At 65.3% G+C, this 14,554-nt stretch carries 16 protein-coding genes; 7 read left to right on the top strand and 9 right to left on the bottom strand.

All coding sequences use genetic code 11. From position 1 onward, the window contains the following. Positions 1-298: 298 nt before the first annotated feature. The gene (locus ACFQS4_RS19940) at positions 299-1,459 is read right to left on the bottom strand and encodes a sensor histidine kinase (protein ID WP_500195845.1); all 1,161 of its coding nucleotides are present in this window, start codon (positions 1,457-1,459) and stop codon (positions 299-301) included. 50 nt (positions 1,460-1,509) lie between these two features. Here ACFQS4_RS19940 and ACFQS4_RS19935 point away from each other — a divergent pair, with 50 nt between their 5' ends. Beyond that, on the top strand, positions 1,510-2,031 hold the full coding sequence (locus ACFQS4_RS19935) for an SRPBCC family protein (RefSeq protein WP_500195842.1): 522 nt from the start codon (positions 1,510-1,512) through the stop codon (positions 2,029-2,031). A gap of 109 nt (positions 2,032-2,140) precedes the next feature. On the opposite strand, the gene ACFQS4_RS19930 is transcribed toward ACFQS4_RS19935, so the two are convergent. Together ACFQS4_RS19930 and ACFQS4_RS19925 are read right to left on the bottom strand one after the other, a co-directional pair. Continuing rightward, positions 2,141-2,824, bottom strand: a complete 684-nt coding sequence (locus ACFQS4_RS19930; RefSeq protein WP_500195840.1) for a plastocyanin/azurin family copper-binding protein — start codon at positions 2,822-2,824, stop codon at positions 2,141-2,143. A 231-nt stretch (positions 2,825-3,055) separates the two neighbouring features. Beyond that, on the bottom strand, positions 3,056-4,120 hold the full coding sequence (locus ACFQS4_RS19925; protein ID WP_500195838.1) for a M42 family metallopeptidase: 1,065 nt from the start codon (positions 4,118-4,120) through the stop codon (positions 3,056-3,058). Between the two features lie 150 nt (positions 4,121-4,270). Here ACFQS4_RS19925 and ACFQS4_RS19920 point away from each other — a divergent pair, with 150 nt between their 5' ends. Next, positions 4,271-4,426 (top strand): hypothetical protein, encoded by a 156-nt coding sequence (locus tag ACFQS4_RS19920; RefSeq protein WP_500195835.1) that lies wholly within the window; start codon positions 4,271-4,273, stop codon positions 4,424-4,426. A 41-nt stretch (positions 4,427-4,467) separates the two neighbouring features. On the opposite strand, the gene ACFQS4_RS19915 is transcribed toward ACFQS4_RS19920, so the two are convergent. Continuing rightward, the gene (locus tag ACFQS4_RS19915; RefSeq protein WP_500195833.1) at positions 4,468-5,289 is read right to left on the bottom strand and encodes an amidohydrolase family protein; all 822 of its coding nucleotides are present in this window, start codon (positions 5,287-5,289) and stop codon (positions 4,468-4,470) included. A 284-nt stretch (positions 5,290-5,573) separates the two neighbouring features. Here ACFQS4_RS19915 and thsA point away from each other — a divergent pair, with 284 nt between their 5' ends. After that, entirely contained in the window at positions 5,574-7,118 is a 1,545-nt protein-coding gene (gene thsA / locus ACFQS4_RS19910) for a thermosome subunit alpha (RefSeq protein WP_500196683.1), read from the top strand. 93 nt (positions 7,119-7,211) lie between these two features. After that, positions 7,212-7,589, top strand: coding sequence for a HalOD1 output domain-containing protein (locus ACFQS4_RS19905; RefSeq protein WP_500195830.1), 378 nt, complete (start codon positions 7,212-7,214; stop codon positions 7,587-7,589). A 61-nt stretch (positions 7,590-7,650) separates the two neighbouring features. On the opposite strand, the gene ACFQS4_RS19900 is transcribed toward ACFQS4_RS19905, so the two are convergent. The 3 genes from ACFQS4_RS19900 to ACFQS4_RS19890 all read right to left on the bottom strand — a co-directional run bounded on the left by ACFQS4_RS19900 (position 7,651) and on the right by ACFQS4_RS19890 (position 9,764). Next, positions 7,651-8,544, bottom strand: coding sequence for an SAM hydrolase/SAM-dependent halogenase family protein (locus tag ACFQS4_RS19900; RefSeq protein ID WP_500195828.1), 894 nt, complete (start codon positions 8,542-8,544; stop codon positions 7,651-7,653). 167 nt (positions 8,545-8,711) lie between these two features. Continuing rightward, complete coding sequence (locus ACFQS4_RS19895) at positions 8,712-9,161, bottom strand: SHOCT domain-containing protein (RefSeq protein WP_500195826.1); 450 nt, start codon at positions 9,159-9,161, stop codon at positions 8,712-8,714. 84 nt (positions 9,162-9,245) lie between these two features. Beyond that, positions 9,246-9,764 (bottom strand): nicotinamide-nucleotide adenylyltransferase, encoded by a 519-nt coding sequence (locus ACFQS4_RS19890; RefSeq protein ID WP_500195823.1) that lies wholly within the window; start codon positions 9,762-9,764, stop codon positions 9,246-9,248. Between the two features lie 165 nt (positions 9,765-9,929). Here ACFQS4_RS19890 and lonB point away from each other — a divergent pair, with 165 nt between their 5' ends. From lonB to ACFQS4_RS19875, 3 genes are read left to right on the top strand one after another with little or no spacing between them, the layout of a single operon-like run. Next, on the top strand, positions 9,930-12,245 hold the full coding sequence (lonB, locus tag ACFQS4_RS19885; protein ID WP_500195821.1) for an ATP-dependent protease LonB: 2,316 nt from the start codon (positions 9,930-9,932) through the stop codon (positions 12,243-12,245). A 4-nt stretch (positions 12,246-12,249) separates the two neighbouring features. Next, positions 12,250-13,245 carry a CPBP family intramembrane glutamic endopeptidase gene (locus ACFQS4_RS19880; RefSeq protein WP_500195819.1) on the top strand — a complete coding sequence of 332 codons (996 nt, stop codon included), beginning with the start codon at positions 12,250-12,252 and terminating at the stop codon, positions 13,243-13,245. A gap of 32 nt (positions 13,246-13,277) precedes the next feature. Continuing rightward, positions 13,278-13,625, top strand: coding sequence for a hypothetical protein (locus ACFQS4_RS19875; protein ID WP_500195816.1), 348 nt, complete (start codon positions 13,278-13,280; stop codon positions 13,623-13,625). 7 nt (positions 13,626-13,632) lie between these two features. Here ACFQS4_RS19875 and ACFQS4_RS19870 read toward each other — a convergent pair whose 3' ends face one another. Next, the gene (locus ACFQS4_RS19870; protein WP_500195813.1) at positions 13,633-13,872 is read right to left on the bottom strand and encodes a DUF2061 domain-containing protein; all 240 of its coding nucleotides are present in this window, start codon (positions 13,870-13,872) and stop codon (positions 13,633-13,635) included. Positions 13,873-14,052: 180 nt separating this feature from the next. Further along, complete coding sequence (locus ACFQS4_RS19865; RefSeq protein ID WP_500195810.1) at positions 14,053-14,529, bottom strand: MGMT family protein; 477 nt, start codon at positions 14,527-14,529, stop codon at positions 14,053-14,055. Positions 14,530-14,554: the final 25 nt, after the last annotated feature.

Here is a 14,554-nt window from a genome sequence, read left to right as displayed (position 1 = left end):
TTGTGTCCCTTCCAAACGTACACGATTGTCTATACGAAACGGGTGAGTAATGGCCTGTTCAGAAGATTACGTCGTCGTCCGCTGTACACACTGTGAGTTCGTCCACCGGTCGGCGCTGAAGCCCGACTCGTGTCACATCTGCGGCGGAGAGCTGTAAGGCACCCGTGCAACCGTCGTGACGCTACTCACCGGACCGATCACGGCCGCTGACGGCTAGTGCTCGGCTCTCATCGTAACAAAGGGAATCGGATGCCCGAATGCTCGTGCTTTCCAGCACTCTATCCTCGTCTTCCCTCACTCAGTCACTCGAGGGTCGAAATTCGAAGCGCGCACCGCCTTCGTCGCTCTCCACGAGTGCCACCTCGAGTCCGTGCTCGTCGGCGACTCGTGCGACGATCGTCAGGCCGATACCCGACCCGCTGTATCCCGTAGTAAATCCGTGTTCGAAGATTCGCTCTCGCGTCGACGCGCCGATACCTGAGCCGGTGTCCTCGACGTAAAATCCGTCCGCCAACGGACCGACCCGAACCGTCACGTCCGCTCCGCCGTGGCCGATCGCGTTTCGAAACAGATTCTCGAAGAGCGCCTGTAGCTGTCCATCGTTACCGGTCACGGTGCAGTCGTCGACCTCGAGGGTAGCGTCTTTCGTCTCGACCATCGTCCAGGAGTCCCGGGCGACCGTCTCGATCGAAACCGGACCGTGGTCGACCGATTGCAAGCCGGGGCGAGCCAGTATCGTCAGGTCGAGGAGGAGATCGTCGATCCGTTCGAGCGCGTCCGAAATGCGATCCAGGCTGTCTTCGTCGCCGGTTTCGCGGTACAACGCGAGTTCGCCGAACGCGATCGACAGCGGATTTCGGAGGTCGTGAGAGACCATGCTCGCGAACTGGTCGAGTCGCTCGTTCTGTGCCTCGAGTTCAGCCGCCGTCTCGCGGGGTTCTGTGACCTCCTGGGTGAGCAAGACGCCGTAAAGCTCGTCGTCGATCGTGACCGGTTTCGTCTCGACGTGGTGAACGCGCCCGTCGTACTCGATATCGAAGGAGCGGGACGTTCCCTCGAGCGTTTCGCGAAGTTCGGGTTCGAGCCGAGAGCCGGTTTCGTCGGGGAAGAGCTCGTCGAGTGATTCACCGACCATCTCGGCCGTCGGTTTTCCTGAAAACGGGAGGGTGCGCGGTCCCACAATCCGGTATCGGAGGGAGTCGTCGAATAGTACCAGAATACCGTTGGGGACGTTTTCGATGACGTGTCGATGGCCGTTCGATGGCGGTCGCAACCGCTTTGCGTCGGGAGAAGGGTTAGGGGTGATATCACGATATTGGGAGGCATTCGCATAAAAATAGCGGCTGTGGCGTCGTACTCGTCGCGACCGTCGGGAGGCGATTCGTACCGGACGATGGTCGTCTCCGTGCGGCCTGGGGAGGGGGTGGGGGTGAAGTACGAAACGCGAGGGCTGTGACACCTCCCAGAACGGTCCGTCACAGTTACGGTCCCGTTCGTGATAATCAAGGTGTGGACCGAATCCTCGTTAGCACGGTCGTCTATCGCTCGCCCGGGGAGGTCTTCCCGTACCTGGCGGACTTCTCGCGGTACCCGCGCTACGCCGACCACCTCGAGTCGGTCATCGTCGACGGCGACGGCGGTCCTGGAACGCGCTACGACCTCCGGCTGGCGTGGTGGAAGCTCAGCTACACGGCGCGATCGGAGGTCACCGACGTTTCGGCGCCGACGTCACTGCAGTGGCGACTGACGAAGGATCTCGATGCCGAGGGCGAGTGGCGCGTCGAGTCCGCACCCGACGCAGCACCGCCGGAAGAAGAGACGGCCAGCCGCCTCTACTTCGAGGCCGTCTACGACCCGCACTCGGCCAGCGAAGACGCCGTCTCGCTCCCCCGATTCGTCTCAATGGGCTGGGTAATCGACAAACTACGTCCGCGACTGATGAACGAAGCCCGTCGCGTCCTCGAGCGCCTCGTCGCGGACGTCGAGGGGACGCACCGATCGATTGAATTGACCATTCACGAGGGGCCGTAGGGGACTCGAGTTCCGAGAGTCGAAGAGCGTGGGCCTGTCGCTTCGAGGGTCCCGAGCGTGAGAGCGAAAGAAAGAGCGAGAGAAAACGTGTGCGTTCGTGGGTGTCGAGTTACTCTCCCGAGTCGCCGCCGTAGCGCATGAATCCGTACACGAGCGAGAGCGTCGAGAGGACGCCGGCCAACGTCGCGACGAGGAGCGTCCAGGCGGCGTCCGGAACCACCGAGATGGCGCCCCCCTCGCCGCCACCGGCTCCTTCGGCAACCTCGATGCTGCCGGTCATGCCGACGCCGACGTGGGGTTCACAGATGTACTCGTAGGTACCTTCGGTGTCGAAGGTGTGTTCGTAGGTACCCTCGGACTGGAGGTCCGTCTGGCCCTCCCAGCTGGCCTCGTCCGGAACGCTGCTCGGGGCGACGTTGTGGTCGGCTTCGCCGACCCACTCCCAGATGACGGTGGAGCCGGGTTCGACAGAGAGGCTGTCGGGGACGAACTCGTTGTCGTCGACCTCGACGGTTTCGGTGGCGCCGCCGCCACCACCGCCTTCGGATTCGTTCCCTTCTCCGCCCTCTTCAGATTCGTTGCCCTCTCCACCGCCATCCTCGGCCGTTTCGTTGCCGTCCTCGGTATCAGTTTCGTTGCCACCGGAGTCGGTTTCGTTGCCGTCGCCGGTATCCGTTTCGTTGTCTTCCTGCGCGAGCGCGCTCGCACTCACGCCGGTGGCGACCGCCGTCCCCGCCGTGCCGGCGAGAAAGAGTCGCCGTGAGAGTCGTGTCTCGTCCTCGGATGGGCTCATACCAGGGGGTTAGCAACGCCCGGTACTGAAATCTTCGATTCCATCGTTTGTCACTCGCCACGATTGTCGCCCCCAGTGTGCTCGAGGAGGGCGCGATTCGAACATAAGTATAGAATATATAGTAATGGGCCCGCTTTCTCGAGGCGAGAAAACGAGTCGATGCAAGAGACCAACTCGAAACCGCACGCGACGACTGACAGATGAGGACCCGTGAATCGAACCGAAAACCGATCAGTAGCGGTAGTCGTGCTCGCCGGTCTCGGACTCGAGGAACGCCGCGAGCAGGTCGATGGTCGCCGCGACGTCGTCGACGTGGGCCATCTCGGTCACGGTGTGGAGGTACCGCGTCGGGATGGAGAGCGCGCCGACCGGCTTCGCGCCGCGGGTGTTCTGGAAGCCGGCGGTGTCGGTGCCCCCCGCGGGCAGAATCTCGAACTGGTGGTCGATGTCCTCGTCCTCGGCGACGCGCGTGAGTCGGCGGTGGACCTTCGGGCTGGTGATGACGCTCCCGTCCTTGAGTTTGATCGCAGCGCCGTCGCCGAGGCGGGTGACGTGTTCGGCGGCCTCGAAGCCCGGGACGTCGTTGGCGACGGTGACGTCGAGGGCGATGGCGAGATCGGGGTCGACGTCGACGCCGAGGGCCTTCGCCCCGCGGAGGCCGACCTCTTCCTGGACCGTTGCACAGAAGTGAATCGTCACGTCCGGCTCTTCGATCCGGCGAGCGGCCTCGAGCATGGCGAACAGACAGACGCGGTCGTCGAGCGCCTTTCCGGTGACGGTCTCGCCGACGCGCTCGGTCGACTGGTCCATCGTGACGAGGTCGCCGACCGAGACGCGCTCCTCGAGGTCGTCCTTCGGGAGGCCGGTGTCGACGTAGACGTCGTCGACCTCGGGGGTCTTCGAGCGGTCCTCGTCGCTGAGGGTGTGTGGCGGTGGCGAGCCGATGACGGCGGGGAGGTCGCCGTCCTCGGTGTGGACCGTCACGCGCTGGGCCTTGAGAACGCGGGCGTCCCAGCCGCCGAGGGCGTCGAGCTGGAGGAAGCCGAAGCCGTCGTCGTCGCCGGCGATATGCTTGACCATGAAGCCGATTTCGTCCATGTGGGCGGCGACGGCGACGCTGTAGTCGCTATCACCTTCGATGGTGCCGACGACGTTGCCCATCGCGTCGATGCGTACGCGGTCGACACTGTCCTCGAACTCGCGCTCAACGAGGGCGCGAATCCGGTCTTCGTACCCCGGGACCCCGCTGGTCTCGGTGAGTTCGGTCAGGAGTTCGAGATCGAACGGTTGAGACATGTCCGAGTCTGTCGCCCGAATGCGCATAAGTGCGTGGGAACGGGTTCGGTGTGCCGGTTTCGTGCTCGAGCGTCTGCTGCTCGATTACGACCGTCCGGGACGAACGCGAAACCGACGCCCTCACGATACTCGAGACGCGAGTGGCGAACGATGGCAGCCGATCGCCGGATCCTGGGGCTGAGCGTCTGTTTCGTCGTCACGCTCTGGCTGGTTTACGAGCTCGAGAACGCGGTACTCTGGATACTCTGGGGAGCGGTGATGATGGCGCTCTCCGGTGGACTGCTGGTTCGGCTCAATCGGCGCTGAAGCCGCCCCTGGTTTTGCTCGTCGCAGGTCCCGCCCTCGAGTCACTCGGGCCGCAACGAGTCGATCACGCGGCAGGCGTTCTTCGAGAACGCGCGGCGCAGTTTGTCCGCCGACACGTCGAGGGTCAGAATCTCCATGATCGCCACGTTCGGGTGCCAGTCGGGTGCCCCGCTCCCGAAGAGGACGCGATCGGGATGCTCGAGTAGCGCTCGCTCGAGGACCTCCCGGTAGCGGACGCCGCTGGTCTCGAGGTAGCAGTCGTCGACGGCCTCGAGCAAGTCGAGGAACGCGTGGGCGGACGGGCGACTGACCGAGGGGCCACCGCCGTGGGAGACGATCGCCGGAAACCCCCGGTCGAGGAGGGGATCGACGAGGGCCGACGGCGGCGCGTCCTCGCTGCCACGGACGATTACCGGCAGGGACGCGGCCTCGAGTTCCGCGAGGACGACCTCGTCGGGGACGCCGTCGACCGCCGGGTCGAGGACGAACCCGTGGAACCGGTCGTCGTAGGCGTACTGCTCGACGTCTTCGGGGGTCGTGTGGAACGGCTGGCGTCGGCTCACGACGTTTCGGAACCGCCCCGTTCGGTCGGTCTCGAGCGCGTTCACGCCGTTGATGCGGGCGACGGCGACGAACGGCCGCTCGACGCTCCGACGGGCGACGCCGTTGTTCGCGGCGACGTAGGACTCCCCGGCCCTGGTTCCGGGAAAGACGACCGCCCGAACGATACCGGCCTGGTGCATCTCCCGTTCCATTCGGTCGGGCGTCGCCGGTGGGACTCGAGTCGACGGCTCGCCCCTGCCGTCCGGGGACAGCCGAGCGTGGACGTCGACGACGCGGAAGTCGTGTTCCAGCTCGAGCATTCGCTCGTGCGTTTGCGGTCGACACACATGGGCGTACCGGCTTCCGCCGCCGGGCGGAGCGAGAACAACCGAACGTTGGAGAGACGAGAGTAACCGAACGTTGAGGAGACGAGGCAATTCATCGTCAGGTGAGATGGGAGCGATCCAGCGAGGTGGCGTGTGCATCCGTCACACAATCGCCAGAGGGAAGCGCGATGGCACCGAAACGCTTTTATAGAAGTGCTGACGATACAAGTAGTGAGGTTTCACACATGGCACAACAGCGACGCATGGGCGGACAGCCTATGTTCATCTTGAGCGAGGACAGCAACCGAACGCAGGGCCGCGACGCGCAGTCGTCGAACATCATGGCCGGGAAGGCGGTCTCCGAGGCCGTACGCACGACACTCGGCCCGCGCGGCATGGACAAGATGCTCGTCGACTCGAGTGGGAACGTCGTCATCACGAACGACGGCGCCACCATCCTCAACGAGATGGACATCGAGCACCCCGCCGCGCAGATGATCGTCGAAGTCGCCGAATCCCAGGAGGAGGAAGTCGGTGACGGCACGACGACGGCGGCCGTTCTCGCCGGGAACCTGCTCGCCGAGGCCGAGGACCTCATCGAGCAGGACGTCCACGCGACGACCATCGTCGAAGGCTACCACGAGGCCGCCCGCATCGCCCTCGAGGCCATCGAGGACCAGGTTCTCGACGTCGACGTCGACGACGAACTGCTCGAGCAGGTCGCCGTCTCGAGCATGACCGGCAAGGGAACCGGCGGTCTCCAGACGGAGACGCTCGCTGAGACCGTCGTCGGCGCAATCCGCCAGGTCAACTCCGACGAGGGTGTCCAGCGCGACAACGTCGAGATCCACACCCAGGTCGGCGCATCCTCGAACGCGACCGAACTGGTCAACGGAATCGTCATCGACGAGGAGCCGGCTCACGACGAGATGCCCACGAGCGTCGAGGACGCCTCGGTCGCCATCCTGGACGTCGAACTCGGTATCCGGACGGGCGAGGTCGACGCCGAGTACTCGATCGACTCGATCGACCAGCTCAACGCCGCGCTCGACGCCGAGGAGGACGAACTCCGCCGGTACGCCCAGGACGTCATCGACAGCGGCGTCGACGTGCTCTTCACGACCGACGACGTCGACGACCGCGTCGCCTCGCTGCTCGCCAGCGAGGGCATCCTCACCTTCGCGGACATCACCAACAAGAAGGCTCGCAAGGTCGCCAACGCGACGGGTGCCCGCCGGGTCGGTGCCCTCGAGGACCTCTCCGAGGACGACTTCGGCCACGCCGACCGCGTCCGCACCGAGACCTACGGCGACGACGACCTCGCGTTCGTCGAGGGCGGCGCGGCCGCCGAGGCCGTCACCGTCTTCGTCCGCGGCGGCACCGACCACGTCGTCGACGAACTCGAGCGTGCCATCGAGGACGCCCTGGACGTCGTCACCGCGGCGCTAGACTCGGGCGAAGTCGTCCCCGGCGCCGGCGCGACCGAGATCGCTATTGCCGACGAAATCCGCTCGGCCGCGGCCGGCATTGAGGGCCGCAAGCAGCTCGCCGTGACGGCCTTCGCCGACGCGCTCGACATCGTCCCGCGCACGCTCGCGGGCAACACCGGACAGGACCCGATCGACGCGCTGGTCGACCTCCGCGCCGCCCACGAGGCCGAGGGCCGCGCCGGACTGATTACCGACGGCGAGACCGTCACCATCGGTGACCCCGTCGAGCACGGCGTCGTCGACCCCGCCGACGTCAAGCGCGAAGCCGTCGAAAGTGCCACCGAAGCCGCGACCATGATCGTCCGCATCGACGACGTCATCGCCGCCGAATAACGCCCTCGCGTTCGTTTTACCGTTTTTCGCGACCGTTCGCGTCGTCCGATGGCAGCCGATAGTGTTATGTTGTGACATACCATACGTGAATGTATGTCCCATCGCTCACCGACAGATCGGCTGGTTCGAGCCGGGGGCACGGCCGACCGACCGATCTACTACGACGACCGTCGGGGGACGTACCACACCTGGTACGAAGGGGGGACATACGAACCGGTTACGACCGCGGTCCTGATGGCCGTCTCGGAAGCCCTCGAAACCGACCTCGAGACGCTCGAGCCGCTGGCGGCGGCGGTCGATCCCGAAGCGCTCGACGACCTCTTCACCCGGGGTTCGCGGTCCCGGTCTCGGTCTCAGTCCCGATCTCGAGGCCGGACGGACGCGCTCGTGGTGTCGTTCGAGTACGCCGAGTGCGGGATACGAATCCACGAAAGCGGCGAGATCGTCATCGACCCGCGCCAGCGGGGATAACGAATCCTTGCCAGCGAGGGTGGCGAATCCGCACCAGTGGAGATGACGAGGCCCACCGTCGCTACTCGTCGACGTGGGGCACCCGCTCGAGGACGACAGCGTCACCGACCGCGAGGACGAAGGCGTTGTCGCCGCGGCCGTCGTTGACGTCGAGTTCGACGTAGCCGTGGCTCCCGACGAGCGCGACCTGTTCGCCGGGAGTGACCGCCGCGAACGTCTCGCCGACGGGGACGCGGTCGCCATTCACGCGAACGTTCTCGGCTTCCTCGAGAACGCCGCCCGGAACGTTCGTGATGACGTTGCCGAAGTCGTCGACGGCGAGGACCTCCCCGGTCACCGCGGTCGGTTCGCTGACGTCGGCCGTTGGGAGTCTGCAATCGACTGGGTCAGCCAGTCGAGAGAGCCAGGGGAGTGCCTCGAGCGCCCCGTCCCAGGTTTCGACGGCCGCTGCGGCGGGGGCGAAGACGTCCCGACCGTGGAAGGTCGTGCTTCCCGGGGCCGTGTGGTGACCTGACGGAACGGGCGTCTCGAGACCCGATTCGTCGACGGCGAACGTCTCGAGGCTGGCGTCGTCGCTCGGCGCAGTCTCCTCGAGGGCGCCGTCGTCACTCGTCGTCCCGAGGTTGCTACCGTCGCTCGGCGCCGTCTCCTCGATGCCAGCCAACCGACGGGCGACCGGGAGGAGCACGCCGTTGTCCGGGCCGACGAGAACGTGATCGCCGGCGCGGAGGACGATCGCGCGCCGATCGGTCCCGACACCTGGGTCCACGACCACGAGATGCGTCGCCGGCGGGAAGTACGGCAGCGTTTCGCGCAACCAGAACGCGCTCGTGCGAACATCGCCCCTGGGGAGGTCGTGGGTGACGTCGACCAGTCGAGCGTCGGTTCGCGAACAGAGTACCCCCTTCATCGCTGCGGGATAGGGCGAGCCGAAGTCAGAAGCGAGCGTGATCATGAACGTCGGTACGGGTCGATCCCTCAAAGCCGATACGACTCGTCTCTCACCTCAGTACGTCCGGTGACCGTCTCGAGGGCGACCGGTTCGTGGCCGAAACTGATCGCGACTCGAGGACCGATCAGGACCCGGGAGGTTCGCTCACGACACTGGAGTGGCAGCCCGGTTCACTCGCGCAATTCATCCCGGCGCGTCTCCGACCGGTCGTGGGTCGTTACGTCCTGTCGGCCGCTCGTCCCTCTGTCACGGGCCCCTCTCGGCTCTCGGCCGGCGTCTTCGACTGCCTCGGTCGATTCCATGATGCGCTCGAGTTTGCGTTCGAACTCGTCTTCCGAGAGCTCGCCGGCCGCGTATCGGTCCTGGAGCGTCGCCAGGGGCTCCACCGCCGTGTCCTCGTCGGGTTCGACAACCCTCGACCGACGAATCGACCACCAGCGATAGCAGATCCACCCGAGAAAGACGGCGACGGTGCCGCCGAACATGAGACCCGCGATCCCGCTCGAGAGCTGGCCGACGTACCAGAGGACGCCGACGACGACCAGCAGGTCGAACGCGAGGACGAAAAACAGGCCGACCATCTCGCCCGTGAGTACCCGCGGACCGTCGTCTCCAGCCATTACTGTCACAGTTTTGTCCCGTCACTATGGCTGTTTCCGTTCGGGTGGCCGTCCCGGACTGTCGGGTTCAACCGTCCGGGCCACTCACACGCCGTTCGAGTCGTCCTCCGAAACCATCTGGATCCGTTCGATGCCGTCGATCTCCTCGACGACCTCGACCACGGCGTCGGGAACCAGCGACTCCCAGTCCCCATCGTCGATCATCCGCTCGCGAACGGACGCTCCCTCGAGGACCTCGCGGTTGAACATCGGGGACTGGCGGATGTCGACCCCCGACTCGCGAAACAGCTGGACGACGAGTGGGTTGTTGGAGTACGCCACGTCGAAGTGCGGGCTCATGCTCTGGACGTGGCTCACCCAGACGGAGTTGCGCTCTAAGTCCTCGATTGGAACTGCGTACGTCGTCAGATCGAACTCCTGGACCGCCTTGGTGAGCATCATGATCCGCTCGCCCGCGGTGAACGGGTTGCGCGTCGAGTGCGAGTCGCCCGCGCTCCCGATCCCGAGGACGAGCTCATCGACGTCCTCGGCGATGCGTTCGACCATGGTGTGGTGACCGTTGTGATAGGGCTGGAACCGGCCGATGTAGAACCCCCGCGTCATACCTGACACCTCGAGGGTCGGACTCTTAAGGGTGGCGAGGTTCCCCTGGGAGCGAAACCGGCGAAATCGGCCGTCTCACGACTCATCAGTAGTGGCCACGAATCGGGAGAAGGGAGAAAGTATATCAGTCGCAATCCCTTCGGTTCGGATACCGAATAGCCATTTATGAGCAACGATACGAACGTTGACGGCCCGTCGCCGGACGACGATGGAACCCCTCCCGACGAGGAGGACTCGTCCACGGACGCGGTTCCCCCGGCCGACGACGGTGCGACCGCCGACTCCCCCAGTGGTGGGTCCGACGAGACGGACGCCGAGACGGACTCGGACGCCGTCGAATCGCCGGTCGATGCGGACGACGCCGGCGGTGACTCCGGGCCAGGACCCGACGCCGATCCCGAGGATCCCCTCGAGCGATCGCTCGAGAAACTCGAGGACGGGATCGAGGACGCCGACGCGGCGGCCGTCGACGCACACGATGCAGACGAAGACGACGAGATCGAGACCGTCGAGGACCTCGGCAGTACGGTCGAGGTCGACCCGGGCGTCGAGATCGACGAGGAGATCGCCGAAGACGATCTGCTCGGCGGCCTCCAGATCGACTCGACCGCCGACATCGAGGTCCCCGATCGGCTGGTCGACCAGGTCATCGGGCAGGACGAAGCCCGTGACATCATCATCAAGGCGGCCAAACAGCGCCGCCACGTGATGATGATCGGCTCGCCCGGGACTGGGAAGTCGATGCTCGCGAAGGCGATGAGCCAGCTCCTCCCGAAGGAGGACCTGCAGGACGTACTCGTCTATCACAACCCCGACGACGGCAACGAACCGAAGGTTCGAACGGTGCCGGCGGGCAAGGGCGAACAGATCATCGAGGCCCACAAGGAGGAGGCCCGAAAGCGCAACCAGATGCGGTCGATCCTGATGTGGATCATCATCGCGATCGTCGTCGTCTACGCGCTCTTCGCGGGACAGATTCTCCTCGGTATCCTCGCCGCGGGTATCATCTGGCTGATCTTCCGATACACCTCCCGCGGCATGGACGCGATGGTGCCGAACATGATCGTCAACAACGGCGAGCAGCGCACGGCGCCCTTCGAGGACGCCACCGGCGCCCACGCCGGCGCACTGCTCGGCGACGTTCGCCACGACCCGTTCCAGTCCGGCGGCATGGAAACCCCGAGTCACGACCGCGTCGAACCTGGCTCGATCCACAAGTCCAACAAAGGCGTGCTGTTCGTCGACGAGATTAACACCCTCGACGTCCGCACCCAGCAGAAGCTGATGACGGCGATCCAGGAGGGCGAGTTCGCCATCACGGGCCAGTCCGAGCGCTCCTCGGGCGCGATGGTCCAGACCGAACCCGTCCCCTGTGACTTCGTCATGATCGCCGCGGGGAACCTCGACGCGATGGAGAACATGCACCCCGCGCTCCGCAGCCGAATCAAGGGCTACGGATACGAGGTCTACATGGACGACACCATCGAGGACACCCCCGAGATGCGCCGCAAGTACGCGCGCTTTGTCGCCCAGGAGGTCGAACGCGACGGCCGCCTACCCCACTTCACCCACGAAGCCGTCGAGGAGGTCATCCTCGAGGCAAAGCGCCGGGCGGGGCGAAAGGAACACCTCACCCTGCTGTTCCGGAACCTGGGCGGACTCGTCCGGGTCGCCGGCGACATCGCGCGGGCCGAGGACGCCGAGTTCACCTCGCGCGACCACGTCCTGCAGGCGAAGAGCCGCTCGCGATCGATCGAACAGCAACTCGCCGACGACTACATCGAGCGCCGCAAGGACTACGAACTGCAGGTCAACGAAGGCGGCGTCGAAGGCCGTGTCAACGGCCTCGCCGTCATGGGCGAGGATAGCGGGATCATGCTCCCCGTCATGGCCGAGATCGCTCCGGCACAGGGCCAGGGGCAGGTCATCGCCACCGGGAAGCTCAAGGAGATGGCCGAGGAGTCGGTCCAGAACGTCTCCGCGATCATCAAGAAGTTCTCGGACGTGAACCTCTCGGAGAAAGACGTTCACATCCAGTTCGTCCAGGCCGGCCAGCAGGGCGTCGACGGCGACTCCGCCTCCATCACGGTGGCAACCGCCGTCATCTCGGCGCTCGAGGACATCCCGGTCGATCAGTCGGTCGCGATGACGGGGTCGCTCTCCGTGCGCGGTGACGTCCTCCCGGTCGGCGGCGTCACCCACAAGATCGAGGCCGCTGCGAAAGCCGGCTGCACGAAGGTCATCATCCCGAAGACCAACGAGCAGGACGTCATGATCGAGGACGAGTACGAGGAGATGATCGAGATCATCCCGTGCTCGAACATCAGCGAGGTCCTCGACGTCGCCCTGATGGGCGAACCGAAGAAGGACTCGCTGGTCGACCGGCTCAAGCAGATCACCGGTTCGGCGTTCGAGAGCCAAGTCAACACCGGAACCGGGACCGGAACCGGAACCGGCGGCTCAAACCCGAGCCCGCAGTAATCGAATGGCCCAGTGGGCGGCGTTCGCGGGACTCTCCGGCGTCGTCCTCGTCACACTTCTCGTTCTCTCGGTACTCACCCAGCGCGCGTTCGAGGAGCCGAACGGCTCGAGGGCCAGCCGTCGAAACCCGCCTGAGGCCGAGTCCCAACGGCCGACCGACCGTCGCCTCGACCGTCCCCTCGAGCGGACCGACTCGAGAGACCAGGCGACCGACGCAGCGTCTCGAGATGCGTCGCCGGAGGAAGCGTCTGCGTCCACAGTCGTGGAGGACGGGCCGGCGTCCGACGACATCCCACCCGTCTCGGATGCGGGGACACCCCGCCAGCCGACGAGAACTCGAGAGCCCACACGGTCGGAGACTGGAACCGATCCCCGCGACATCTCGACTGGAGCCTTGCTCGCAAACGTCGCCCTCTCGCAGGGGCTGTTCGCCGTGGTTCTGCTCGGAGCCGCCGTCTACACCGCGATCCCGCTCGAGGCGCTCGGAATCGAGTTCGACTCGAGCTACCTGCGAAGCGGCCTGCTCGTCGGTGCCGTCGCCGGCGTCGCCCTCTACGCGGCGAACGAAGTCGGGGCCGCGCTGGCGACGCGCCTGGGCGTCGACCACGACGAGGCGCTTCGCGGACTGCTGGCCCCAGACGACGCTCGCGGGTGGGTCGTCCTGCTCGTCGCCGTCTTGCCGGTCGTCGCGTTCTTCGAGGAGTTTCTCTTCCGCGCGGCCCTGATCGGCGCCCTCGATGCCGGCTTCGACGTGCCGGTCTGGCTGCTCGCCGCGGGTTCGTCGGTCGCGTTCGCGATCGGCCACGGGATGCAAGGGCCCGCCGGCGTCGTCGTCACCGGCCTCCTGGGATTCGTCCTCGCGGCGCTGTTCATCGTCACGGGGAACCTGCTCGCCGTCGTCGTCGCTCACTACCTCGTCAACGCCCTCGAGTTCGTCGTCCACGAGGGACTGGGACTCGAGCCCGTCGAATCGGTGCTCGAGACGATCACCGGAAGCTAAGAATCTAAACACCTGGCTGTCCTCGAACGCGTATGAAGCAACTCGAGGCCGTTTCGGACACCGTCCAGCGAGCGATCGTCGTCGGGATCGTGCTCTACTTCGCGCTGTTTTTCTACGCCGAGGTCACCGACGTTTTCGTCGTTCGACGTGCTGCGAACGCCGTATTTGGATTCGTCGCCCTGGGCGTCGGTGCCGTGTTCCTCTCCAACGCCAGGGAGACGTTTTCCCCGCTCGGGGGCGCCGGCATCTGCCTCGTCGTCGGCGGCATCGCCCAGCTCGTCGCGGTCGTCGTCGTCGACATTTTGATCGATTCTATCGCATCGATCGCGGTCTTCGTCGGGATCGGACTCTATGTCTACGCGATCTGGACAGCCTCGTGATCGCGAGCTACGCCGACGCGGAGACACCCCAGGTGATGTGGTCCCACGTCCGCTCGTAGAGGTAGTACGTCCCCGTTTTCACGACGTTCGTCGCGATCCCGATGTTGAGTGCCGCGCCCACGTCACCGACGACGACCCAGGCGACGACCGTCGTGATGAGGATCATGAACAGGCGGTAACAGAGGGTCTTCGCGATGGCTCGTTTTCGAGCCTGGAGAGCCGATCGCGAAACGACGTCGTCGAGCATAGTCCGTTGGTCCACTCGAGGGGTAATAATAACCATGCATGGTATCTTATCCTGTCTCAAGAAACCACATTCAGTTACCCCATCCCCGATAGTCGTCGCTCCGAAAACAGGATCGGTCACGGACAGTCGCTCGTGAGTGCTCGTCGGCGGACCGGCACTCGTAGAAATTGGGGCCAGCGACTACAGTTCCTCGAGCGAGCGCAACTTCTGTTCGACCTGCGGTGGAGCGGCGCTCGGGCCGTCCCGAACCCGGTGGTCGGGGAAGACAATGGGGATCGGATTCTCGTCGAGCGCCGTGCGCACGAGGATGGTGTCGTCCTCGTCGTCGGGATCGAGCCCCGCCATCCGGGCTACCGTAGCGACGTCGACGTTCTCTCCGTAGGGAATCCCACGAATCTGTTCGAGCACCGAACGCTGGTCAGTCGGTACGGTCAGGGCCACCTCGAGGTCGGCGAAGTCGACCTCGGAGAGGCCCTCGAGGTACTCGGCGAAGCGATCCAGCACGGGGTGGTCCCCGACGGTGGCGTTCTCCTCCGGCTGGTCCGGGAACGAGACCGACACCACTCGACCGCTGGCGATCCCGACCTGGACGAACCGCTCGAGATAGGTCGACTCGAACGCGTAGATGCCCGCATCCGCATCGGCGAGGTCGTTCATAGGTGAGTGCAGGGACGGCCGCGTC

The organism is Saliphagus sp. GCM10025317 (assembly GCF_042663665.1).
Classification (GTDB): domain Archaea; phylum Halobacteriota; class Halobacteria; order Halobacteriales; family Natrialbaceae; genus Natronosalvus.
Note: the sequence above shows the minus strand (reverse complement) of the source record. Positions and strands in the feature narration are given on the sequence as shown.